Source organism: Microbacterium murale, assembly GCF_030815955.1.
In the GTDB taxonomy this organism is placed as follows: domain Bacteria; phylum Actinomycetota; class Actinomycetes; order Actinomycetales; family Microbacteriaceae; genus Microbacterium; species Microbacterium murale_A.
Window position 1 is genome coordinate 2,071,438 of sequence record NZ_JAUSXK010000001.1, and the last position, 22,210, is coordinate 2,093,647.

Here is a 22,210-nt window from a genome sequence, read left to right on the forward strand (position 1 = left end):
GATCGAAGCAAAGTGGCATCATGACGTCATAACAACTCTTCCGCTCAAGGGTGATCAAGGAGGCTGCCATGGAGCTGACTGCGGGAACAACCAAGTACCGCGCGGTGCGTGCCAAACTGCTCGACCGCATCTCGTCGCTCCCCGTCGGCGAGCGCATTCCGTCCGAAGCTGAGCTCTGCGACGAGTTCGAGGTCAGTCGCATCACCCTCCGCCACGCTGTCGACGGTCTCGTGCAGGACGGTCGGCTGGCGCGTGAGCATGGCCGCGGAACTTTCGTGACGGAACCCACAGCGAGCGAACGCCACCCTGAGCGGTTCACTGACACAGTTCTCGGGCTCCACCGGCAACAGACCAGCGAGGGCCACCTCGTGTCGACTCGCGTCCTGCGCCAGGAACTCGTGCCGGCCGAAGCCCTCGTCGCGGAGAAGCTCGGCATCGAGGTGGGTGACAGCGTCATCAAACTCGTTCGCCTGCGTTACGTGGACCGTCAACTGCACCAGCACGTGGTCACGTACCTGCCCTACGAGAGATACCCCGATGTGATCACGGCGGATCTCTCCGAGGCATCCCTCTTCGATTTCCTCGAAGCACGCTACGGCGTGTTCCTGGTGCGCAACGATCTGATCGTGCGCGTCGAAGAGGCGAGCGCGGAGGTCGCACTCAACCTCGAAGTGGCGCCAGGACTGCGCCTTCTCACCATCGACTCGACTGTGGCCGACGAAGGCGATGTCCCCGTCGCTTTCGGCACCGCGCGGCACTCGCCTGACACCAGCGAGATCACCCTCAATCTGCGCTCCACGCGCGCCGCGAACTGACAGGAGAAGAACGACATGCTCACCGAACACCTCACTGCAGGACGAGTGCAGTTCGCCGAGAACCTGCCTGGGTGGCGGGACGCGATCGAACTCGTCAGCGCGCCCCTCGTGGACGACGGATCGATCACGCGCGACTACGTCGACGCCATGCTGGAATCAATCGCCGCCGGAGGTACTTACATCGACCTCGGCTATGGCATTGCTCTGGCACATGCCCGCCCGGAGCGCGGCGTGGTGAAGACCGCGCTCTCCGCGCTATGGGTGCGTCCTGCCGTGCTCCTGAACGATGATGAGGCGCACCCGATCTCGCTGTTCGTGTGTCTCGCGGCGGCCGATGACTCCAGTCACCTCGCCACCATGGCGCAGCTCGCTGAGCTTCTCTCCGATGACACCGCCCGGAGCTCCTTCCTCGCGGCCACCACATCCGCCGAAGTGGCGGCAATACTCCAGAAAGGAGCCCTCAAATGACCAAATTCCTCGCGGTGTGCAGCACGGGCCTCGGCAGCAGCTTCATGGTGCACATGAACATCGAGAAGGTACTGAAGGAACTCGGCGTCAGCGGTATCACCGTCGATCACACCGACCTCGGTTCGGTCGCCCGCGGTGACGCCGACGCTGTGTTCGTGGGATCGGACCTGGCTGAAGCCGCCTCCGGCATCGGCGATGTCGTCGTTCTCGACAGCATCATCGATCTGAACGAGCTGCGTACCAAGGTCGACGAAGCCGTCAAGCGGCACGCCTGACCCACTCCCATACTTCCGACTTTCACTGACGAAAGGACACATCCCCGATGGATGCCGTACTCGATGTTCTCTTGGACATCTTCACCCAGCCGGCGGTCATCGTCGCGCTCATCGCTCTGATCGGTCTGGCCGTCCAGAGCAAGTCCTTCAGCGACGTGCTGAAGGGCACGGTTCGCACGCTGGTCGGATTCCTGGTGCTTGCTGCCGGTGCTGGAGTCATCGTGGGCTCGCTCGACCCCTTCGGCGCCATGTTCCAGCATGCGTTCAACGTGCAGGGTGTGGTGCCCAACAACGAGGCGATCCTCGGACAGGTGCTGCTGGATTACGGTTCGGCCGCCGCGCTGATCTTCTTCTTCGGCATGCTCGTGAACATCGTGCTGGCCGCGACGACCCGGTTCAAGTACATCTACCTCTCCGGCCATGTCGCCTTCTACATCGCCGCGATGTTCGCAGTCATCCTCGGAGTCGCAGGCTTCGATACCTGGGCGGTGGTGCTCTGGGGGTCGATCGCACAGGGCATTTACATGGTGGTTTCGCCGGCGCTGGTTCAGCCGTTCATGCGCAAGGTGACCGGCACCGACGACGTCGCCCTCGGCCATACCGGTGGCCTCGGCATCGCTCTGAGCGGACTCGTCGCACTTGTCACGCGGGGTAAGGGAACCTCGAAGTCGACCGAGGAGATCGACTTTCCGAAGGGTCTCGGATTCCTCCGCGACACGACCGTCATCGTCGCCCTGTCGATGGCCGTCATCTACATCATCGTCGGTCTCTTCGCCGGCGCCCCCTACATCGAGGAAGAGCTGTCCGACGGCCAGAACTTCATCGTGTTCCTCGTGCTGCTGGCCGCGACCTTCTCCGCAGGCGTCTTCATCATCCTCGCGGGTGTGCGCGTCGTTCTCGCCGAGATCGTGCCGGCGTTCAAGGGCATCTCCGAAAAGCTCGTCAAGAACGCGCGTCCGGCGCTCGACGTTCCGATCGTCTTCCCCTTCGCACCGAACGCCGTCCTCATCGGCTTCCTCGCCAGCTTCGCCGGCGGCATCGTCGGGATGCTGGGAATGGCGGCCATGGGAACGGCCATCATCATCCCGGGCGTCGTCGCGCACTTCATGACCGGTGCCGCATCCGGTGTGATCGGCAACGCCGTGGGCGGCCGTCGTGGAGCTGTGCTCGGCGCATTCGCGAACGGCATCGCGATCACGTTCCTCCCGCTCTTCCTGCTACCCGTTCTCGGCGATATCGGGCTCTCCAACGCGACGTTCTCGGACTCCGACTACGGCGTCTTCGGGCTCATCGTCGGTGGCGTGTCCTCGGCAGGCGGCCAGATCGCAGTCATCGTCACGCTCCTGCTGTCGCTCGTCGTCCTGTACGTCCTGACGTTCGTCATGCGCGCCCGCGACAAGCGGTTGGCCGCACGCAACGCCACACCGGAAGCGCAGGAGCACCAGGCTGAGGCCGACCTCGCGGTCGAGCACGGCCGCAAGGCCGAATAGGGCGACCGCTGTTCCGGTCCTGCGTACGCAGACCGGAACAGCGGATCCTTACCCAGAAGGATGATGAGGCGATGACACAGATGCTGTTCCCGGTGGACGGGGTGCTGTTCGACTGCGACGGCGTACTGGTGGATTCCCTCGAACCTGCCGCCGTCGCGTGGGATGCGTGGTCGAGCCGGTACGCACCGGGCTACGACTTCCGCACCCAGATGGAACACGGGGTGCGGGCGGCCGACGTGATCGCGACACTCGTCGACCCAGAGATCCTCGCAGAGGCGATCACCGCACTCGATCAGGCCGAGGTGACGAGCGCATTCGCGACCGCCGGGATCCCCGGTGCGGTCGATCTCACCCGGTCGCTTCCGGCGGATCGGTGGGCCGTCGTCACATCGGCGACTCGTGCTCTCGCCCGCCGCCGACTCGCTTCTGCGCATCACCCCGAACCGCGCTTCCTGATCACCGCGGATGACGTGACGAACGGCAAACCCGACCCGGAACCCTACCGCCGTGGCGCCGAGGCGCTCGGCCTCGACCCCGCAGCGTGCGCGGTGCTGGAGGATGCCCCGGCAGGTGTCCGCGCAGCGCGCACCGCAGGCGTGCGCTGGGTGATCGGGGTCGGCGACCACCTCGAGGGCACGCCCGTTGACGCGCACGTGTCCGATCTCCGCGCGGTGGCGTACCAGAACGGCGCGCTCACCGTCCTCACTGTCGATGGCGCACTTGCCTCGGCGCAGACCTCCCACTGAAAGAACCCTTACTCATGGCAACCACCTCCACCGTCGTCATCGGCTCCACGTCCGGCCTGCACTCGCGGCCGGCATCGCTCTTCGCCAAGGCGGCGGCTGCTTCCGGCAACACGGTGTCTCTGTCTGCGGGCGGGAAGAAGGCCAACGGTGCAAGCCTGCTAGCGCTCATGACGCTCGGCCTGAAGATGGGCGATGAGGTCGACGTCACGGTGGAGGGCGATGGCGAGGAAGCGGTCCTCGAGGAACTCGCCGCGTTGCTGGCCAGCAACCTCGACGAGGCTTGAAAGTACTGAAGCGGCTAAAGCCGATCCACCCCGGTCACGGTGACGACGGCTTCGCCCGCCTCATCTGATGCGGCGAGATCGATCGTCGCGGAGATGCCCCAGTCGTGGTCGCCGGCGGGGTCATCGAGGATCTGCCGCACGGTCCACGTCGAAGCGCCCTCGGTGAGAAGCAGCAGCTTCGAGCTTCGCGCATCCGAACCGGTGAGGATCTCGTCGTGCTCGGCGAAGTAGGCGTCGAGCGCGTCGTTCCAGCCGTCTTCACCGAATGCCGGATCGAGTGCGGCCAGAGCGTCGACGTCTTCGCGGGCGGCGAGCTGCACGTGGCGGAACAACTCGTTGCGCACCAGGATGCGGAACGCGCGCACGTTGCTCGTGAGACGCTTCGGCGCCGGCGGCACGATCGGCTCTTCGAGGTGCTCGGCGGCCTTCAGCGCGTCGAGATCGACGATGCCGTTGTCGGTGCCGGCCCGCAGTTCCTCCCACTCGTCGAGCAGGCTCGAATCGACCTGACGGACGAGTTCTCCGAGCCACTCGATGAGGTCGCGCAGATCCTCGTTCTTCAGGTCCTCAGGGATCGTCTGCGAGGCTGCACGGTAGGCATCGGAGAGGTACCGCAGCACCACGCCCTCTGACCTGGCGATCTTGTAGTACGCGACATATTCCCCGAACGACATGGCACGCTCGTACATGTCGCGCACCACGGCCTTCGGATGCAGCTCGAAGTCGCGGATCCATGGCTGCGCCGCGCTGTATGTCTCGAACGTCGCGCTCAGCAGCTCTTCCAGCGGCTTCGGATACGTGATCTGCTCGAGCAGTTCCATGCGCTCTTCGTACTCGATGCCCTCGCGCTTCATCTCGGCGACGGCGTCGCCTCGGGCGAGGAACTCCTGCTGGCTCAGGACCGCCCGCGGGTCATCCAGGGTCGACTCCACGATCGAGATCATGTCGAGGGCGAAGGTGGCGGCATCCGGATCGAGCAGCTCGAACGCGGCCAACGCGAACGGCGACAGCGGCTGGTTGAGCGCGAAGTTCGGCTGCAGGTCGACGGTCAGGCTGATCGTGCCGTCGGCCGCCTGCTCGACGATGCCTGATTCGCGCAGCGTCCGGTAGATGCCCAGAGCGCGCAGCGCGAGAAGGCGCTGCCGTGCTCGTGGCTCATGGTTGTCGTATACCAGTGCGCGCATATTCTCGAACGTGTCGCCACCGCGGCCGATGACGTTGAGCATCATCGCGCTCGTGATCTGCATGTGCGAGGTCAGAGTCTCCGGCTCTGCGTCGACGAGTTTGCGGAACGACGGCTCGCCCCAGGACACGAACCCGTCCGGCGCCTTCTTGCGGATGATCTTGCGCTTCTTCTTCGGATCGTCTCCCGCCTTGCGGATCAGCGCGGCGTTCTCGGTCTCATGCTCGGGCGCCTGTGCGACGACCGTGCCGGCGGTGTCGAAGCCGGCGCGGCCGGCGCGCCCCGCGATCTGGTGGAACTCACGGGCGTTCAACTGCCGCATGCGCGTGCCGTCGAACTTCGTCAGCGCGGTGAGGAGCACAGTGCGGATGGGAACGTTGATGCCGACACCCAGGGTGTCGGTGCCGCAGATCACCCGCAGCATGCCTCGCTGAGCGAGCTGTTCGACCAGGCGTCGGTACTTCGGCAGCATGCCGGCGTGATGAACACCGATTCCTGCGCGCAGGAACTTGGACAGCGTCTTGCCGAACGCCGTCGTGAAGCGGAATTCGCCGATGAGTTCGGCGATCTGATCGCGCTGCTCCCTCGTCGCGATCTTCGTGCTCGACAGCGCCTGGGCGCGTTCCATGGCGGCGGCCTGCGAGAAGTGCACGACGTAGATCGGTGCCTGACCCGTGGTCAGCAGGTCTTCGACGGTCTCGTGGATCGGCGTCAGCTCGTAGTAGAAGTGCAGCGGCACCGGGCGTTCGACGCCGGTCACTGTCGCCGTCTCGCGGCCGGTGCGGCGAGTCAGGTCGTCAGCCAGTGCGGTCACGTCGCCGAGCGTTGCCGACATCAGGATGAACTGCGTCTGCGGAAGCGTCAGCAGCGGCACCTGCCACGCCCACCCTCGCTCAGGGTCGGCGTAGAAGTGGAACTCGTCCATGACGACCTGGCCGACGTCGGCGTCAGGACCCTGACGAAGTGCGAGGTTGGCGAGGATCTCGGCTGTGCAGCAGATGATCGGAGCATCCGCGTTGACCGACGAATCACCCGTGATCATGCCGACGTTCTCAGGTCCGAAGGTGTCGACGAGGGCAAAGAACTTCTCGCTGACGAGCGCCTTGATCGGTGCCGTGTAGTAGCTGCGCCGACCCTCGACGAGGGCGGCGAAGTGCGCGCCGACAGCGACGAGCGACTTCCCGGTACCGGTCGGAGTCGACAGGATCAGGTTCTGCCCCGAGACGATCTCGATGACCGCCTCGTCCTGAGCCGGATACAGCTGGATGCCGGTGGCCTCTGCCCACTCGACGAACGCCAGGTACACGGCATCCGGATCGACTGCTCCCGAATCGTCGCGTAGAGAGGCCGGATCGAGGCGTGCGGGGGAAGTCATGATCCTTCGATCATCCCTCATCCGCGGCGGGATGCCGGCGCCCGCGGCCGACCAGGATTCGCACCAGGACGACCACGGCGACGACGACGCAGAGCGCGGACGTCGTCGACAGCGCGATGCCGAAGTTCGTCTGGGCCGCGATGAAGCCGACGACCAACGCGCCGATGCCGGTGCCGCAGTCGAAGCCGATGTTCCACACCGCGCTGGCGATGTCGCGGTGGCGCGGGCCCACCGCGGCGAACGATTCGATCAGTGTGACGTTCTGGAGGCTGCCGTAGGCGATGCCGGTGATGGCCATTCCGCCGATCAGTGCTGCCCCGCCTCCGCCGAACATCGACCATACGCACAGGGCGAGTCCCGCCGCACCGAGCAGAAGCAGCGGCGGCTGGAACGGCAGGTGCCCGAAACGGTCGGCCAATCCACCGATGAGCCAACGGGCGGCTGCCGCGCAGGCGGTGAGCGCGAACAACCCGGCGACGGCGTATCCACCCACCTCCGGGAACTGCGGCACGAAGGTCAGCAGGGCACCACCGGGAGCTGTGATCGTGAGCAGCACAATGCTCGGCGCGATCAGCGCCAACCACACTCGTGCGCTCGTCCTGTGCGGATGGTGATCGGCTGCCGGAGACGGCGGCATGCGGTCGAGGCGTCGCGCGAGCAGGAATGCAGGGACTGTGGCGATCAGTGGGGCTGCTCCGACGGCGAACACGACCCAGAAGCCCACGTGGTCGGCGATCCAGACCGAGGTCGGCACGAGCAGGATCTGCGGGGCGGAGATCGACAGGCCGTAGAGACCGATGGCACGCCCGCGGCGGGCGGGTTCCACCAATCGCGCCACCGCCGACGATCCGCACACGGTGATCACCGCGAAGCCGGCGCCGCGCACGGCGGAAAGGGCGAGGATCGCGGGCAGCGCATCGGTCATGAGCAGCACCAAGGAGGGAGCGCCGAGAAGCACCACACCTGCGAGTAACGTCGGCGTCCAACCGAATCTGCGCAATGCCGCAGGAACTGTCGTCTGCACGGCGACGGTGGCGGCCATCATGACGGCGTTCACGAGTCCGCCGCCGACCTCGTCAGCACCCCCGCGCACCGCCCACAGCGGCACCGTCGACACCAATGCGCCGAATCCGGCGAAGCAGAGCGCCGACATCGACATCAGCGCCATGATCCCAGGAGTCCTGATCACACTGTGAGGTGTCGCGGTCGTGCTCGTCATATCCGATTCAGCCTACCGAGCGGCTTGGTCGAAGGCTGGGGATGCCGCCGCATCCGTACCTCGGTCAGGCCGTCGCCGCGCGCAGGGCGATCTCGATCATGTCGCCGAAGGTCTGCTCGCGCTCCTGCGCCGTGGTCTGCTCGCCGGTGACGATGTGGTCGGAGACGGTGCAGATGCTGAGTGCGCGACGACCGTGGAACGCGGCCAGGGTGTAGAGGCCACTGGTCTCCATCTCGACCGCGAGTGCGCCATGGGCGACGAACGGCTCGGTCAGCTCTGGCCGAGTGCTGTAGAACTGGTCGCTCGAGAACAGCAGCCCGACGTGCACGGCTGATTCCAGAGACATGGACTCGGTCGCCTCGACAGCTGCCCGCAGCAGCGAGAAGTCGGCGACGGGTGCGTAGTCGAGCCCGTTGAACCGCACGCGGTTGATGCCGGAGTCGGTGCACGCACCGTTCGCGATGATGATGTCGCGCACAGCGAGGCGCTCGGTGAGCGCGCCGCATGAGCCCACTCGCACGATCTTCTGCACGTCGTAGTCGCTGAACAGCTCATGTGCGTAGATCGCCATCGACGGCTGTCCCATGCCCGACCCCTGCACCGAGACGCGGTGGCCCTCCCAGGTGCCGGTGAATCCCAGCATCCCGCGGGTCTCGGAATACAGCGAGGCGTCGACGAGGAAGTTCTCCGCGATCCACTTCGCCCGCAGCGGGTCGCCGGGGAACAGGACGATGGGGGCGATCTGACCGGGCTCGGCGGCGATGTGCGTGCTCATGCGCCCAGCCTAGGCAGAACCTGCTCAGCCGATCCCCGGCAGCACCACAGGGCACCCGAACACGGGGTCGATGATCACGCGTGCCGACAGGCCGAACAGATCGTGGATCAGGTCGGCGGTCACGATGTCTCCCGGAGCACCCTCGGCGATGATGCGGCCGTCCTTCATCGCGATCAGGTTCGTGGCGAACCGCGCGGCCTGATTGATGTCGTGCAGCACCGCGACGATCGTGCGTTCACCGTCCTGCATCCCCGAGATCAGTTCCATCACGTCGTTCTGGTGGCCGATGTCGAGGAAAGTGGTCGGCTCGTCGAGCAGCAGGACCGCGGTCTCCTGCGCCAGCGCCATGGCGATCCATACCCGCTGACGCTGCCCGCCGGAGAGCTCGTCGACCCGGCGTTCCGCGAGGTCGGAGACCTCGGTGGCGCTCAGTGCGTCGGCGACGGCGTTCTCATCGTCGAGCGACCAGCTGCGCAGCAGTGTCTGATGCGGGTAGCGGCCGCGGCTCACGAGATCCTGCACGGTGATCCCGTCCGGGGCGATCGGCGTCTGCGGGAGAAGCCCGAGGCGCCTCGCCAGCTCCTTCGTCGGCACCGAGCGGATGTCGGTCCCATCGAGGAGCACGCTGCCACTCTCGGGTTTCAACAGTCGCGCGAGCGAGCGCAGCAGGGTCGACTTGCCGCACGCGTTCGGCCCGATGATCACGGTCAGCTCCCCGGGTGGGATCTCGACGTCGATGCCGTCGATGATCGCGGCGCCGCCGTATCCGATGCGCAGGTCCGTGCCATTCAGTCGCGGCGCGGTGGGCAGAGTATGAGTCACTTGCGTCTCCCTTCGACGATGAGCAGCCAGAGCAGATAGAGGCCGCCGATGCAGACGGTGACGGCGCCGACCGGCAGCAGGACCTGAGGGATCGCATGCTGCGCGATCATGTCGGCCGACAACAGGACGACGGCGCCCACGAGGGCCGCCGACACGACGTCGACCGAAGTGCCGCGTCCGCGCAGCCGCCGCCCGATCTGCGGGGCCGCAAGCGCGACGAACGCGATCGGTCCTGCCGTCGCGGTGACCACCGCTGTCGTCACGACGCCCAGCACGACGAGCATCACCTTGCTGCGCTCGACCGGAACCCCGAGTGCGGCGGCCATGTCGTCTCCGAGTTCCAGGCGACGCATGCGCCGCTGTCCCACGGGAAGTGCGACGATGACGAGGGCGAGGACGATCGCACCGAACGCCACTGATGTCCCGTCCGCGAGCGCCAGGCTGCCGGCACCCCAGACGGCCGCGCGCATCGCCTCGTCGACATCGGCCTTCACGGAGAACCACTGATTGAGGCCGCCCAGGAAGGCGCTCATCGCGATGCCGACCAGGATGAGTCGCATGCCTGAGACTCCCTGTCGGAACGCCAGGAAGTACACCACGGCCGCGGCAGCGAGCCCGCCGATCATGGCCGCGGTGACGGTGGCGGCGTAGCCGTTGATCCCGAGCATCAGCATGACGATGACGCCGGTGTAGGAGCCGGCGTTGAAACCGATGATGTCGGGACTGCCCAGCGGGTTGCGGGTGAGTGACTGGAAGATCGCGCCGCTGATGCCGAGCAGGCACCCGAACACGATCGCGGCGAGGATGCGCGGCCCGCGCCACTCCAGCACGACCTTTCGCGCCGCGTCATCGCCTCCCCCGGAGAGCACCTGCACGACCTCTGGCACCGTGATCGGGAACGAGCCGAGCGTCGTCGCCCAGAGCGCGAGAGCGGTGATCACGACCAGCAGCGCCGCGGCCACCATGATCGCTCGCCGGTTGACGCGGATGCTGGTGCCCGCTGCGCGCACGACGACATCGGGGCGGCGCGGGGAGAGGACGCTCACAGGTTCACCGCCCTCGTGTTGCGGGCGAGCAGCGCGAGGATGGGGGCACCGACGAGCGCTGTCACGATCCCGACCTGCAGCTCGCTGTCGACCATGACACGGCCGAGGATGTCGGACCCGAGCAGCAGCACAGGTGCGACGATCGCCGAGAAAGCGATGATCCGTCGCTGATCGGGGCCGGTGAACGGGCGGATCAGGTGCGGCACCATCAGCCCGATGAAGCCGATCGGCCCCACCGCGGCCGTTGCCGCGCCGCAGAGCAGGGTGATCGACAAGGCGACGGTGATGCGTACGGCACCCACGCGGGCGCCGAACGATCGGGCGACATCGTCACCGAGCGCGACGGCATTGAGTGCCCGGCTGCTGACGACGGCGAGAGCGAGTCCCGCGATGATCCACGGGGCGACGGTCTCGATCGTGCCCCCGGGACGGTCGGCGAGAGTGCCGGCACCCCAGAACCGCATCCGATCGAAGGTCTCGACGTCGATGAGGGCGAGTGTCTGCGAGAACCCGATGAGCACCGCGCTCGTCGCGACGCCGACCAGCGTCATCCGCAGTGGCGACGGCGGCCGTTCGCCGAGAGCAGCCAGCACGTAGACGAGTACGGCCGCGAGCAGGGCGCCGAGGAATGCGAGCGGCAGATACTGGTCGATGCGGGTGATGCCGAGGAACGCGACCCCGAGCACGACGGCGAACCCTGCGCCGGCGTTCACTCCGAGGATCCCAGGGTCGGCCAGAGGGTTGCGGGTCAGGGCCTGCATCAGCGCCCCGGAGACGCCGAGGGCCGCACCGACGAGCACCCCGAGAATCGTGCGCGGAACCCGCAATCCCAACAGAGTCGCCTCGGCGATCGGATCCGTCGGATCCGTCACCACCTGCCAGAGCTCGCCGAGCGGAATCGATGCCGAACCGATCACCAGACTGGCGACGCACAGGCCCGTGAGCACGATGATGCCGACGACGAAGAACACGATGGCGCTCGTCGTGCCGCGGCGAGTCGCGCAGGTGCTGGTGGCTGAAGTCATGGAGGGGATCAGTTCGAGATCGTAGGTAAGGTAAGGCTATCGTTACCTGCGGGTCGTCATCGGCGCCCGGCATCCATCCTCCCGATCTGAAAGCCATTCCATGCGCCATTCCCGCTTGCTCGCAGCCTCCGCGCTCCTCGCATCCGTCGCCCTCGCCGGCACCGCATGCGCGGCGTCCCCCGCCGAATCCGACGAAACGGCCACCGACGAGCCGACGACGCGGACCGTGACGACCGACTACGGCGATGTCGAGATCCCCACCGACCCGAAGAAGATCGTCGTGCTGAACTACGCGCTCGCCGGGTACCTCTACGACCTCGATCAGCCCGTCACTGCGACGATCCCGGAGAGCGCTGACGCCACGGAAGGCGAGTTCTCCGAGCTCTGGGGCGATGCGCCGGAGGAGGATGGAACGGTGTTCCTGCCGTGGAGCGTCGACGGCTTCGACCTCGAGGCGATCCTCGCCGAAGACCCCGATCTCATCATCGGTGGCGGCATCGGCTTCCCGCTGTTCCAGGCCGAGCAGGTCTATGACGAGCTCAGCGACATCGCGCCCACCGTCTTGGTCGGCAAGGAGCTGGACACCTGGCAGGAGCAGTTCTCGTTCCTCGCGGAGGACGTCTTCGACCAGGCCGACGACTACGACGCGGCGGTCGCCGCATATGACGAGCGCGTCGCCGAAGTGCGCGAGGCGATCACGCTGCCTGAGGGGCCCGTCGCGTATGTCGCGTTCACCGGCGACGGCACGGCGTACACGCTCGTCGAAGCCGTCGGCCTCCCCAAGGACCTGATCGAGGTCGGGCTGGAACCCGCCCCGGTCTTCGCGGACGGCGACTTCGAGGTCTACGGCGGTGGCGGCGACATGTTCGAGCTGTCGACGGAACAGGCGGGGCAGACGCTCACCCAGCCGACGCTGTTCGTGATGGGCTTCAACGGCGACACGATGGATGCCGCGACCCTCGCCGAGAATCCGGTCTACGCCGCCCTCCCTGCCTTCCAGAACGACAGCGTCTATGACCTGCCGTACTGGTCGCTGCGCGGAGACTACGACGAGGCGCTGGCCACGCTCGATCACATCGAGGAGCTGTTCGGCTGACATGGCACTGCGTGAGTTCGTCACCCATCCGCTCGTCCTTCGTCGCCTCGAGGTGATCGGCGCCAGGGACATCACGCCGCGCATGCGCCGGGTCACGCTCGGAGGGCCGGAGATGGCAGCGTTCGAACGCGACGGACTCGCGCTCGCGCCTTTCCGCGCTCCGGGCTTCGACGATCACGTCAAGGTGATCTTCGCTGAAGACGGCGAGGTGGAGAAGGTGCTCCCGTTACAGCTCGGAGAGGGCATCGAATGGACCTCGGCGCCGGGTCGCCAGGCCCGCGACTACACGCCGCGGCGTGTCGCGGATGGCGAGCTCGATCTCGACTTCGTGCTGCATGGTGAAGGTCCGGCGGTGCAGTGGGCGCGGGCGGCGAAGCCGGGCGATCCGCTCTGGATCGTCGGACCCAAGTCGTCCATCGTCCTCCCGGAGGAGATGGACTGGGTCGTGCTCGTCGGCGACGAGACGGCGCTGCCGGCGATCGGTCGCTTCCTCGATGAGCGGCCGACGGATGCCGCAGTGCATGCTGTGATCACGATCGGCGCAGCATCCGCTCGGCAGGGACTCGCACTTCGCGAAGGCGACACGATCGAATGGGTGGTGGCGTCGCCGACCGATCGCGATGCGCTGGAGAGCGCGGTGCGCGCGGCCGTGCCGGCCGAAGGCGATGGATTCGTCTGGGCGGGTGCCGAGAGCCGTGCCCTGCTGCCGGTTCGACGATTCCTCTCCAGAGAGCGCGGCCTCGCCAAGAACCGAATGAATCTGACCGGCTACTGGCATGCCGACCAAGGGGCGGATGCTCCGCAGTATCCGGAGGTACCGTCGCCGCTCGCCTGGTTCGCGGTGCGTGCCGCGCTGCGCGCCGGGATCCTCGACGACATCGCGGATCATTCGGCCGCGAGCGACGAGGAGATCACCTCGCGGCTCGGACTCTCCCCTCGCGCCTTCGACACGATCGCCCCGACGCTGATCCACCATGGGCTGATCGCTGAGCAGGATGGACGCTTCCGCCTCGCCTCCGCCGGCGAAGCGCTGCTCGCCGATGAGCATGAGCGGGAAGAGTTCGACGGGCACGAGGCAGACATGCTGTTGGCGCTCTCAGAGCTCGGCCCAGCGCTGCGAGACGGCGGCTCCCCGTGGGAGAGGGCTCAGGGGGCAACACTGGCCGCCGATGCGACCGCGGATGCCGAGCGCTTCGAAGAGCTTCGCCACAGCACGGAAGTGCTGCGATTCGTGGGCGGCGCGCTGATCCGAGACTCCCTCTGGGCGGATGCTTCGCGCGTACTGCTCACCGGACCCGGCTCTGCGGAGGTGGCGGATCTCGCCACCGAAGCCGGCATCGCAGCCGTGTTCACCGTGACAGGCGACGCCGCATCCGAGCTCGCGAACCGGAGCGAGTGGCTGAGGGAGGATGACGGGGCCGCTGCTGACGTCGCGATCGCCGCCTTCGCTCTGGGGCACCGAACGGATGATGAGGCGCTGCAGCTGCTGGTTCAGTTGCGGGAACGCACGGGCACGCTGGTCGTCATCGACGCAGCGCGTGCGGATTCGTTGAGCCCGACCGCGCACGAGGCATCCGTTCTCGCATTCGCCGGCAACGGTGCGGGTCTGCGCGATGAGGTGGCAGCGGATGCGCTCGCCGGTGACGCCGGCTGGCGGCGCGAGCGCACGGTCGCGCTCGGATGGGGGATCGAAGCCGCGGTGCTGTGCCGGGTCTGAGGGTGCTCAGCCCTCGCGCCGCCTGACGATCTCGTTGATCCAGATCGGGGCGAACGGGGAGGTGCAGCCCGGTGCAGTCGGGTAGTCGGCCAGCACCTGCAGCCGCTCACCGATCTCCAGTGCGCGTGCGCGCAGGTGCGGGTGGTGGATGCCGATCTGCGCGAGCGTCTCGTTCATCGCCCACTGCGGCCGCTTCGGCGCATTCTTCATATCGCGTTCGATGCGGTCGAGAAGATCCTCGAGGTCGAGTCCCTCCGGGTTCTTCGCCACGCGCTCGCCGGTCAGCGACCACGCGGCCGCGGCGACCGTCGGATCGGCATCGTCGAACCACCGCACCCGCATCTCCTCGGCGAGCGGCGACTTCTTGGCGATGTAGTTCACGAACCAGTCGTTGACCTTCGGCGCTCGCGTCTGCCGCAGCATCGCATCGAGTTCGTCTGCGGTGAACTCCCGCGGCGTGCAGATCAGCAGAGCGAGCAATCGCGGAGCAGTCTCGCCTGTCGACCACAGTTCTTTCGCCAGGGCCTGATCCGTCTTGATCTGCTTCGAAAGCGCGCGCATCTTCGACAGGTTGATGCCGTGGTCGTCGCCGCGCTTCTCGTTCGCTGCCCGCATCTTCGGATCCTCGAGTGCGGCGAGCTCTCTGAGAACATCGGGGACGGTCATCGTGTCGGCCATGATTCCAGCCTACGACCGGCGTGCGCGTCCGAGCTCAGCCGTCGCTGGCGGCTGCCAGCAGGGGCACCACCAGATCGCTGATCGGCGTCGGGATGCCGTGTGCACGCCCGCGTCGTTGGATGACGCCGTTGCGGATGCTCCATTCGAGCGGCCGGTTCGCTTCGCGGTCGGCGAGTATGGAGGTTCCCATATCCGGCGGGAACGCTTGGAAGGCGCTGACGATCTCCCGGGGTACCTCGTCGCTCAGGGATGCGCCCTCAGCTCGGGCGACTTCCAGGCCTTCGCGCAGATAGGCCAGGGAGAGCGCGGCGATATCGTCCCTGGCGAACATCCCGGAGCGGCGACCCGTGAGGACCATCAATCCGGCGACCGCGTTCTGCAGGAGCTTTCGCCACGCCACGGATGCGAAGTCCGTAGAGAGTTCGACCGAGCAACGGGTGCCGCGAAGAGCCGTCAGCGCGACGCGGGCGGCCGGCGTGTCCGGCAGGGTGAGACGTGGCGCGGCCCGCAACCACACCGAACCGTCTGGCTGTGCTTGAGCGGGAAACCACACGACAGAAGGGATGATCCGGGCGCCGTGGGAGTACGGCGTGACAAGATTCTGCTGTTCGACGCCGTTCTGCAGAACGCAGATGACGGTGTCTGCATCGCACAGTGCCTTCAGCCACGGCGCCGCTGCCTCGACCTGAGTCGATTTGACGGCGAGGAAGACGAGGTCGACTGCTCCGTCGACCTGCGCCGGGCTGGTCTGAACCGGGCCGGGAACCAGGATGCGGTCATCGTCCACACGCAGTTCGAGCTGTTCACGCGGTGTCCGGCCGTAGATCCGCGGTGTGCGGCCGACCTCGTGCAGGGCTGCAGCGACGGTCGTGCCGATCGCCCCGGGGCCCACAACGGCGACGGAGGGTGACATCGACATGACCTTATCCTCGCCCCCGCGCTCGAATCGCGCAAAGTGCACGATCACGCATCGGATGGAGCGCTTTGCGCGATTCGAACGAGGTGAGGGCGACTAATCCTCCCCGACGAGGTTCCCGCGAATGCGGCGCAGATCCTCCATGAGCGATCCGATCAGGATCCAATGACCGGATGCCGGCGGCTTCACCCGCAGCGGCGCGGTCAGCGCGGGGATCGTCGAGGTCTCAGACGAAGGCTCGGGGGCCACGTCGGCGACCTGCACGGCCAGGCGCACATCGTGACCGGCTCGATGCAGTTGCTCGGCGATCGCGTGCACGGTCGGCTCATCAGCGATCGAGTCGTCGTAATGGTCGAAGTACGCACGTGTCATCCCGATCACCTGTGTGACGATCGGGGACAGTGTGCTCAGAAGCGCCCGCATCTCGACGAGCTCGCCGCGCTGCGACCGGCGCGGGTTGAGCGTCAGTGCTTCCTCGCCGGCCGTGATGGATGCTTCGGCTGCTGCCAGCATCGGACGCAGAAGCCGGGCCTCCACCATCAGGCCCTGCAGTTGTGCCGGGGTCTGCGCAGTGGGCAGGGCCGTCGCCAGCCGATCGAGGCTGGCGGCGATCTCCGCCCGGAGCAGCCCCAGATCCCGCCGCGCGGGAGCGGTGAGCACCGGCGGCACGATGAGGGCGTTGACGATGATGCCGATCGCGACGCCGATCAGGGTCTCGAGGATGCGGTCCAGAGCGTATTGCGGACTGGAAGAGCCGAGGGCGAGCACCAGCATCGCCGAGATCGCGACCTGATTGCCCATGCCAGGTGTCGCACGGAACGCCCACGCCACGAGCATCGCCACCACGATCGCAAGCAGAACCACCCAGCTCTGCGGGCCCAGCAGCAGGCTGAGCCCTGTGGCGATCACGACGCCGACGATCACACCGAGACTGCGCTCGATCGCCTTGGTGAACGACTGATTCACGCTCGGCAGCACCACCAGCAGAGCGGCGATCGCGGCGAACACCGGCAGCGGTCCCGGGATGAGCCAGCCGGCTATGAGCCATGCGCCGATCGTGGCCACGGCAGACTTCACGACCTGCAGCAGGGGAGCGCGCTTCGCGCTGCGCACAGCCGATGTCATCCGCATGCATCCACGTTAGCCCCGGGCCATATCGGCTCACCGTATGAGGTCACCCTAACTCTCTGATAAATTAGGGCAGGCTTACCAAAGCCTCCGCTTGCAAAGCATCCGGCGCCCTTCGTGCCAGCCTCCATCTACCCGAAAGGGATACCCGTGCGCATCTCTCGTCTCCTGGGCCTCGGCGCAGTCGCTGCCCTGGCCGTCGGCCTCGCCGCCTGCTCCACCCCCGCGGCCTCCGAAGGATCGGACACCGAATCGCTGATCGGCACGAACCCGGCATCCGCCGACGCGTTCCCGGTCACCGTCGAGCACTTCTACGGCGAGACCACGATCAGTGAGAAGCCCGATCGCATCGCGACCGTGAACTGGGCGAACCATGAGGTTCCGCTCGCGCTCGGCGTCGTGCCGGTCGGCATGAGCAAGGTCGCCTGGGGGGACGATGACGACAACGGCGTGCTGCCGTGGGTCGAGGACAAGCTCGACGAGCTCGGCATCGACGTGTCGCTGATGGGCGACAAGGACGCAGAGAAGGCCGGCGAGGTGCCCGTGCTGTTCGACGAGGCCGACGGCATCGACTTCGAGGCCGTCGCTGACACCGCGCCGGACGTCATCCTCGCCTCGTACTCCGGCCTCACGCAGGAGGACTACGACACCCTCTCCAAGATCGCACCTGTCGTGGCCTTCCCCGAGGTCGCATGGGGCACCTCCGTGCAAGACATGATCACCCTGAACTCCGAGGCGATCGGGCTCGCAGATGAGGGGCAGGCCCTGATCGAGGACCTCGACGCCGAGACGCAGGCCGCACTCGATGCGCACCCCGCGCTGAAGGAGTCGAAGCTGCTCTTCACGTACATCGACCCGAACGATCTGAGCCAGGTCGGCTACTACACGCGCATCGACACCCGCCCCGGGTTCCTGCTCGACCTCGGCCTGCCCGAGGCGCAGATCGTCGCGGACAACGCTGACAGCACCGACTTCTACCTGATGGTCAGTGCCGAGGAGGTCGAGAAGTTCGACGACGTCGACGTATTCATCACCTACGGCGACGAGTCGATCATTCCCCTGCTCCAGGCCGACCCGCTGCTGAGCAAGATCCCCGCAATCGCCGCCGGGAACATCGCAGTCCTTCCCGACGCATCGCCGATGGCGAACTCCGCGAACCCGTCGCCGCTCTCGATTCCGTGGGGCATCGACGAATACTTCGCGATCCTCGAGGCCCCGCTGCTCGACGAGTGACCTCAATCGCCCAGGCTTCGACGTCGGGCGCCGCGAACCTGCGGCGTCCGGCGTCGGTGCGTGTGCTCTGGCTGCTGATCGGCGCCGGTGCGATCCTCGTCCTCGGCATCCTGTCGGTCTCGTTCGGCGTGCGCACGGTGTCGCTCGACGACATCATCGCCGCCCTCAGCGGGCACGACGACACCGTGGCGCAGGCCGCGATCATCAAGAGGATTCCGCGCACAGTCCTCGCCATCCTCGTCGGGGCAGCTCTCGCGCTCTCGGGCGCGGCCATGCAGGCCGTCACGCGCAACCCCATCGCCGACCCCGGCATCCTCGGAGTCACGAACGGCGCCTCGCTCGCCGTGGTCTTCGGAATCGCCTTCTTCGGCATCTCGAGCGCATACGGCTACATGCTGCTCGCCATTCTCGGCGCGGCGCTCGCCGCCGTCTTCGTCTACTCGGTCGGCTCGCTCGGCCGCGGCGGTGCGACGCCTCTCAAACTCGCCCTCGCCGGGGCCGCGACCTCGGCCGCGCTCGGCTCGCTGATCAGCGCCGTCATGCTGCCCCGCGTCGATCTGCTGCAGACGTTCCAGTCCTGGCAGGTCGGCGGCGTCGGAGGTGCGGAGTGGCCGCGCATCGCGGTCACCGCGCCAGTGCTCGCGATCGGCGCGCTCATCTGCTTCATGTGCGCGCGCGGCATGAACTCCCTCGCGCTGGGCGACGACATGGCGGCCGGGCTCGGCGAGCGGGTCTTCCGCACCCGTCTCGTCTCCGCACTCGGCGCCGTGATCCTCGCTGGCGCCGCGACGGCGATCGCCGGTCCGATCGGTTTCGTCGGTCTCGTCGTTCCGCACATGTGCCGGATGCTGATCGGCACTGACCATCGCTGGCTGCTGCCGTTCTCCGCGTTCGGTGGTGCGGCGCTGCTGCTCGCGAGCGACATCATCGGACGCGTGATCGCCCCGTCGTCGGAGGAGATCCAGGTCGGTATCATCACCGCCGTCATCGGCGCTCCGTTCTTCATCTGGATCGTCCGCCGCCAGAAGGTGCGTGAACTGTGATGCTTGTGCAGACGAAGGGGCCGGCCGCGATCATGGCCGGACGCCGTGCACGCCATCGTCGTCATGCCGTGGCCACGATCGTGCTCGGAGTGGTGCTTTTCGCGCTCGCCGCCGTCGCCCTGATGTTCGGCAACTCGTTCTACACCCCCGGCGAGATCATCCGCGTCATGCTGGGCGAGACCGTGCCAGGAGCATCCTTCACGGTCGGGGAGTTGCGCCTGCCGCGCACCGCGCTCGCGATACTCGCCGGGTTCGCCTTCGGCATCGCCGGAGTCACGTTCCAGACGCTGCTGCGCAACCCACTGGCCTCGCCCGACATCATCGGCATCACCGAGGGGGCGAGCGCTGCCGCGGTCGTCGGCATCGTCGTGCTCGGTCTGAGCGGTCCTGCCGTCTCGGGGATGGCGTTGGGCGGAGCCCTGATCACAGCGATCGCGATCTACCTGCTCTCGAACAAGGGCGGCTTCTCCGGCATCCGCCTGATCCTGATCGGCATCGGAGTCGCTGCGATGCTGCAGAGCGTCGTGTCGTACGTGCTTTCGCGCGCGGCGGACTGGGACATCCAGATGGCGATGCGCTGGATCACCGGCAGTCTGAACAACGCCGCGTGGGACGACGTCATCCCGCTCGCGATCGCCAGCGTCGTGATCCTGCCGTTCCTGTTCAGCCAGGCACGAGCGCTCGGGATGCTGCAGCTCGGCGACGACTCGGCCTCCGGCCTCGGCGTGCGCGTCACGGCAACGCGGCTGATGTTCATCCTCGGTGCCGTCGCGTTGCTCGCGTTCGCGACGGCGGGCACCGGCCCGATCGCGTTCGTCGCATTCATGGCCGGACCCATCGCCGCCCGCATCACCGGCCCCGGCGCGAACCTGCTGCTGCCGTCGGCGTTCGTCGGGGCTGTTCTCGTGCTCGGCGGCGACCTGATCGGTCAGTTCGCGTTCGACGCGCGCTATCCGGTCGGCGTCATCACGGGCGTGCTCGGCGCGCCGTATCTGATCTACCTGCTCATCCGCACCAACCGTTCTGGGGGCTCGCTATGACCGAGGCGCACACACTGACTGCCGAGGCAGTGACCCTCGCCTACGGCGACCGCACGGTCATCGAAGGCCTCGACCTCCAGGTCGCGCCGGGGAAGATCACCTCGATCGTCGGAGCGAACGGATGCGGCAAGTCGACGCTGCTTCGCTCGCTCGCGCGGCTGCTGTCGCCGGCCTCCGGCCAGATCGTCCTGGATGGCAAATCCGTGCATTCGCGGCCCACCAAGGAGGTCGCCCGCGTGCTCGGCCTGCTGCCGCAGTCGCCGATCGCGCCGGAGGGGATCGCAGTGGCAGACCTGGTCGGGCGAGGACGGCATCCGCATCAGAAGGTGCTCGCCCGCTGGACCTCCCACGACTACGAGATCGTCGCCGACGCGCTCGAGGCGACTGGCATCACAGATCTCGCCGACCGCAGCGTCGACGAGCTCTCCGGTGGTCAGCGCCAGCGAGTGTGGATCGCCATGGCGCTCGCGCAGGAGACCGACATCCTGCTGCTCGACGAGCCGACCACGTTCCTCGATGTCGCGCATCAGGTCGAGGTGCTCGATCTGCTCACCGATCTCAGCGTCTCGCGCGGCACGACCATCGTCATGGTGCTGCACGACCTCAACCTCGCCGCGCGCTACTCCGATGAGCTCGTCGCGATGCGCAGCGGTCAGGTGCACGCCCTCGGAGCGCCGGACGACATCCTCACTCACACGCTGGTCGAAGAGGTCTTCGGCATGGCGAACCAGATCACCACCGACCCGGTTTCGGGAAAGCCGATGGTGACACCGATCGGAAGGCATCATGTCCGCTGAGACTCGCACTCGCACTCCCTACGTCCTCGCTCGCGCCGAGGTGCGCGCGGTCGACCGCGTGTCGCCGAACTTCGTGCGCGTCACCTTCGGGGGCATCGACCTCGACGAGTTCGGTACTCCCGGCGACGTCTACGACGCCCGGATCAAGCTGGTCTTCCCGCCGGCCTCCGGCATCCTCCCCGACCTCGACCGAGACACCGACGACTGGTGGGGCTCGTATCTCGCGGTTCCCGAGGAGGAACGCGGATCGATGCGCACCTATTCGGTGCGCTCTCTCGACGTCGCGGATGCCGGCACCGAGGTCGTCGTCGACTTCGTGCTGCACCTCGCGCCGGGTCTCACCGGACCCGCTTCTCTGTGGGCGAGCGCGGCCTCCGTTGGCGATGAGCTCTGGATGGTCGGGCCGCGCCGCGGACGTGAGGACCGCAGCGGCATCGAGTACGCGCCAGGTTCTGCGTCGTCGGTGATGCTGGTCGGCGACGAGACCGCTGCGCCCGCGATCGCCCGCATCCTGGAGGATGCCCCGCGTGATCTGCGTGGGCTCGCATTCATCGAGATTCCGACGGCTGAGGACATCCTGCCGATCGATGCTCCGGAGGGTGTGGAGGTGCACTGGCTGCCGCGCGGTGATGCGGCGCACGGACTGCGGCTGATCCCCACGGTGCTCGACTGCCTCGGCGACACAGGGCATAGCGAGATCGTCGTGCAGGATGCCGAGGGCGAAGAGATGGTCTGGGAGACTCCGATCTACTCCGGCAGCGGCGAAGAGGTCTCCGCTTCAGAGGACGGCACCGACCGGTACTTCTGGATCGCCGGCGAGAGCGGCGTCGTCACGACGCTGCGTCGGCACCTGGTGAAGGACCTCGGCATCGACCGCTCGCAGGTGGCGTTCATGGGGTACTGGCGCCGCGGCGTCGCGATGCGCGGCTGAGATCTTCGCCGTCCACGCGTCCCGATCTGCGGACATTGTCCCGATTAGCTGAGGTATTCGGCGCAAATGTCAGCTGATCGGGACCGCGTCCGCGAATCGGGACACGGG

General features: G+C 67.0%; 22 protein-coding genes. 13 read left to right on the plus strand and 9 right to left on the minus strand.

Annotation, left to right across the window (positions count from 1 at the left end; translation table 11 throughout):
* Window positions 1–68: 68 nt before the first annotated feature.
* The 6 genes from QFZ46_RS10240 (at window position 69) to QFZ46_RS10265 (ending at window position 4,078) form a co-directional block, all read left to right on the plus strand.
* The gene (locus QFZ46_RS10240; RefSeq protein ID WP_307361028.1) at window positions 69–815 is read left to right on the plus strand and encodes a GntR family transcriptional regulator; all 747 of its coding nucleotides are present in this window, start codon (window positions 69–71) and stop codon (window positions 813–815) included.
* A gap of 15 nt (window positions 816–830) precedes the next feature.
* Window positions 831–1,283: a PTS sugar transporter subunit IIA gene (locus QFZ46_RS10245; protein WP_307361030.1), complete on the plus strand. Its 453-nt coding sequence runs from the start codon at window positions 831–833 to the stop codon at window positions 1,281–1,283.
* On the plus strand, window positions 1,280–1,558 hold the full coding sequence (locus QFZ46_RS10250) for a PTS sugar transporter subunit IIB (protein WP_307361032.1): 279 nt from the start codon (window positions 1,280–1,282) through the stop codon (window positions 1,556–1,558). The genes QFZ46_RS10245 and QFZ46_RS10250 overlap by 4 nt, the downstream gene beginning before the upstream one ends.
* Window positions 1,559–1,605: 47 nt before the next feature.
* Entirely contained in the window at window positions 1,606–3,048 is a 1,443-nt protein-coding gene (locus QFZ46_RS10255; RefSeq protein ID WP_307361033.1) for a PTS ascorbate transporter subunit IIC, read from the plus strand.
* A gap of 71 nt (window positions 3,049–3,119) precedes the next feature.
* The gene (locus tag QFZ46_RS10260; protein WP_307361034.1) at window positions 3,120–3,794 is read left to right on the plus strand and encodes an HAD-IA family hydrolase; all 675 of its coding nucleotides are present in this window, start codon (window positions 3,120–3,122) and stop codon (window positions 3,792–3,794) included.
* Window positions 3,795–3,808: 14 nt separating this feature from the next.
* Window positions 3,809–4,078, plus strand: coding sequence for an HPr family phosphocarrier protein (locus QFZ46_RS10265; protein WP_307361037.1), 270 nt, complete (start codon window positions 3,809–3,811; stop codon window positions 4,076–4,078).
* Window positions 4,079–4,092: 14 nt separating this feature from the next.
* Here QFZ46_RS10265 and QFZ46_RS10270 read toward each other — a convergent pair whose 3' ends face one another.
* The 6 genes from QFZ46_RS10270 to QFZ46_RS10295 form a co-directional block, all read right to left on the minus strand.
* Entirely contained in the window at window positions 4,093–6,636 is a 2,544-nt protein-coding gene (locus QFZ46_RS10270; RefSeq protein WP_307361039.1) for a DEAD/DEAH box helicase, read from the minus strand.
* A gap of 10 nt (window positions 6,637–6,646) precedes the next feature.
* Window positions 6,647–7,855, minus strand: coding sequence for an MFS transporter (locus tag QFZ46_RS10275; protein ID WP_307361040.1), 1,209 nt, complete (start codon window positions 7,853–7,855; stop codon window positions 6,647–6,649).
* Between the two features lie 64 nt (window positions 7,856–7,919).
* Complete coding sequence (gene deoD / locus QFZ46_RS10280; protein WP_307361041.1) at window positions 7,920–8,630, minus strand: purine-nucleoside phosphorylase; 711 nt, start codon at window positions 8,628–8,630, stop codon at window positions 7,920–7,922.
* A gap of 24 nt (window positions 8,631–8,654) precedes the next feature.
* Entirely contained in the window at window positions 8,655–9,452 is a 798-nt protein-coding gene (locus tag QFZ46_RS10285; protein WP_307361043.1) for an ABC transporter ATP-binding protein, read from the minus strand.
* On the minus strand, window positions 9,449–10,498 hold the full coding sequence (locus tag QFZ46_RS10290) for a FecCD family ABC transporter permease (protein WP_307361045.1): 1,050 nt from the start codon (window positions 10,496–10,498) through the stop codon (window positions 9,449–9,451). The genes QFZ46_RS10285 and QFZ46_RS10290 overlap by 4 nt, the downstream gene beginning before the upstream one ends.
* On the minus strand, window positions 10,495–11,523 hold the full coding sequence (locus tag QFZ46_RS10295; protein WP_307361047.1) for a FecCD family ABC transporter permease: 1,029 nt from the start codon (window positions 11,521–11,523) through the stop codon (window positions 10,495–10,497). Before QFZ46_RS10295 ends, QFZ46_RS10290 begins: the two co-directional genes overlap by 4 nt.
* A gap of 100 nt (window positions 11,524–11,623) precedes the next feature.
* Between QFZ46_RS10295 and QFZ46_RS10300 the strand changes: the two genes are divergently transcribed.
* Together QFZ46_RS10300 and QFZ46_RS10305 are read left to right on the plus strand one after the other, a co-directional pair.
* On the plus strand, window positions 11,624–12,619 hold the full coding sequence (locus tag QFZ46_RS10300; protein WP_307361049.1) for an ABC transporter substrate-binding protein: 996 nt from the start codon (window positions 11,624–11,626) through the stop codon (window positions 12,617–12,619).
* Window position 12,620: 1 nt separating this feature from the next.
* The gene (locus QFZ46_RS10305) at window positions 12,621–14,336 is read left to right on the plus strand and encodes a siderophore-interacting protein (protein ID WP_307361050.1); all 1,716 of its coding nucleotides are present in this window, start codon (window positions 12,621–12,623) and stop codon (window positions 14,334–14,336) included.
* A 6-nt stretch (window positions 14,337–14,342) separates the two neighbouring features.
* On the opposite strand, the gene QFZ46_RS10310 is transcribed toward QFZ46_RS10305, so the two are convergent.
* The 3 genes from QFZ46_RS10310 to QFZ46_RS10320 all read right to left on the minus strand — a co-directional run bounded on the left by QFZ46_RS10310 (window position 14,343) and on the right by QFZ46_RS10320 (window position 17,061).
* Window positions 14,343–15,014, minus strand: a complete 672-nt coding sequence (locus QFZ46_RS10310; protein ID WP_307361052.1) for a DNA alkylation repair protein — start codon at window positions 15,012–15,014, stop codon at window positions 14,343–14,345.
* A 34-nt stretch (window positions 15,015–15,048) separates the two neighbouring features.
* Complete coding sequence (locus QFZ46_RS10315) at window positions 15,049–15,933, minus strand: oxidoreductase (RefSeq protein ID WP_307361054.1); 885 nt, start codon at window positions 15,931–15,933, stop codon at window positions 15,049–15,051.
* Between the two features lie 93 nt (window positions 15,934–16,026).
* Window positions 16,027–17,061: an FUSC family protein gene (locus QFZ46_RS10320; protein ID WP_307361056.1), complete on the minus strand. Its 1,035-nt coding sequence runs from the start codon at window positions 17,059–17,061 to the stop codon at window positions 16,027–16,029.
* A gap of 147 nt (window positions 17,062–17,208) precedes the next feature.
* On the opposite strand from QFZ46_RS10320, the gene QFZ46_RS10325 reads away from it, so the two are divergent.
* From QFZ46_RS10325 to QFZ46_RS10345, 5 genes are read left to right on the plus strand one after another with little or no spacing between them, the layout of a single operon-like run.
* Window positions 17,209–18,291, plus strand: coding sequence for an iron-siderophore ABC transporter substrate-binding protein (locus QFZ46_RS10325; protein WP_307361057.1), 1,083 nt, complete (start codon window positions 17,209–17,211; stop codon window positions 18,289–18,291).
* Complete coding sequence (locus QFZ46_RS10330) at window positions 18,288–19,334, plus strand: FecCD family ABC transporter permease (protein ID WP_307361059.1); 1,047 nt, start codon at window positions 18,288–18,290, stop codon at window positions 19,332–19,334. The genes QFZ46_RS10325 and QFZ46_RS10330 overlap by 4 nt, the downstream gene beginning before the upstream one ends.
* A complete protein-coding gene (locus tag QFZ46_RS10335) occupies window positions 19,334–20,374 on the plus strand; it encodes a FecCD family ABC transporter permease (RefSeq protein WP_307361062.1) in 1,041 nt (346 codons plus the stop codon). The genes QFZ46_RS10330 and QFZ46_RS10335 overlap by 1 nt, the downstream gene beginning before the upstream one ends.
* On the plus strand, window positions 20,371–21,171 hold the full coding sequence (locus QFZ46_RS10340) for an ABC transporter ATP-binding protein (RefSeq protein WP_307361064.1): 801 nt from the start codon (window positions 20,371–20,373) through the stop codon (window positions 21,169–21,171). Before QFZ46_RS10335 ends, QFZ46_RS10340 begins: the two co-directional genes overlap by 4 nt.
* Entirely contained in the window at window positions 21,161–22,102 is a 942-nt protein-coding gene (locus QFZ46_RS10345) for a siderophore-interacting protein (RefSeq protein WP_307361067.1), read from the plus strand. The genes QFZ46_RS10340 and QFZ46_RS10345 overlap by 11 nt, the downstream gene beginning before the upstream one ends.
* Window positions 22,103–22,210 lie beyond the last annotated feature (108 nt).

Bases quoted from the DNA above. Each gene is read 5' to 3' on its own strand.
- QFZ46_RS10240 (WP_307361028.1), top strand. From the start codon at position 69: ATGGAGCTGACTGCGGGAACAACCAAGTACCGCGCGGTGCGTGCCAAA.
- QFZ46_RS10245 (WP_307361030.1), top strand. From the start codon at position 831: ATGCTCACCGAACACCTCACTGCAGGACGAGTGCAGTTCGCCGAGAAC.
- QFZ46_RS10250 (WP_307361032.1), top strand. From the start codon at position 1,280: ATGACCAAATTCCTCGCGGTGTGCAGCACGGGCCTCGGCAGCAGCTTC.
- QFZ46_RS10255 (WP_307361033.1), top strand. From the start codon at position 1,606: ATGGATGCCGTACTCGATGTTCTCTTGGACATCTTCACCCAGCCGGCG.
- QFZ46_RS10260 (WP_307361034.1), top strand. From the start codon at position 3,120: ATGACACAGATGCTGTTCCCGGTGGACGGGGTGCTGTTCGACTGCGAC.
- QFZ46_RS10265 (WP_307361037.1), top strand. From the start codon at position 3,809: ATGGCAACCACCTCCACCGTCGTCATCGGCTCCACGTCCGGCCTGCAC.
- QFZ46_RS10270 (WP_307361039.1), bottom strand. From the start codon at position 6,636: ATGACTTCCCCCGCACGCCTCGATCCGGCCTCTCTACGCGACGATTCG.
- QFZ46_RS10275 (WP_307361040.1), bottom strand. From the start codon at position 7,855: ATGACGAGCACGACCGCGACACCTCACAGTGTGATCAGGACTCCTGGG.
- deoD (WP_307361041.1), bottom strand. From the start codon at position 8,630: ATGAGCACGCACATCGCCGCCGAGCCCGGTCAGATCGCCCCCATCGTC.
- QFZ46_RS10295 (WP_307361047.1), bottom strand. From the start codon at position 11,523: ATGACTTCAGCCACCAGCACCTGCGCGACTCGCCGCGGCACGACGAGC.
- QFZ46_RS10300 (WP_307361049.1), top strand. From the start codon at position 11,624: ATGCGCCATTCCCGCTTGCTCGCAGCCTCCGCGCTCCTCGCATCCGTC.
- QFZ46_RS10305 (WP_307361050.1), top strand. From the start codon at position 12,621: ATGGCACTGCGTGAGTTCGTCACCCATCCGCTCGTCCTTCGTCGCCTC.
- QFZ46_RS10310 (WP_307361052.1), bottom strand. From the start codon at position 15,014: ATGGCCGACACGATGACCGTCCCCGATGTTCTCAGAGAGCTCGCCGCA.
- QFZ46_RS10315 (WP_307361054.1), bottom strand. From the start codon at position 15,933: ATGTCGATGTCACCCTCCGTCGCCGTTGTGGGCCCCGGGGCGATCGGC.
- QFZ46_RS10320 (WP_307361056.1), bottom strand. From the start codon at position 17,061: ATGCGGATGACATCGGCTGTGCGCAGCGCGAAGCGCGCTCCCCTGCTG.
- QFZ46_RS10335 (WP_307361062.1), top strand. From the start codon at position 19,334: ATGCTTGTGCAGACGAAGGGGCCGGCCGCGATCATGGCCGGACGCCGT.
- QFZ46_RS10340 (WP_307361064.1), top strand. From the start codon at position 20,371: ATGACCGAGGCGCACACACTGACTGCCGAGGCAGTGACCCTCGCCTAC.
- QFZ46_RS10345 (WP_307361067.1), top strand. From the start codon at position 21,161: ATGTCCGCTGAGACTCGCACTCGCACTCCCTACGTCCTCGCTCGCGCC.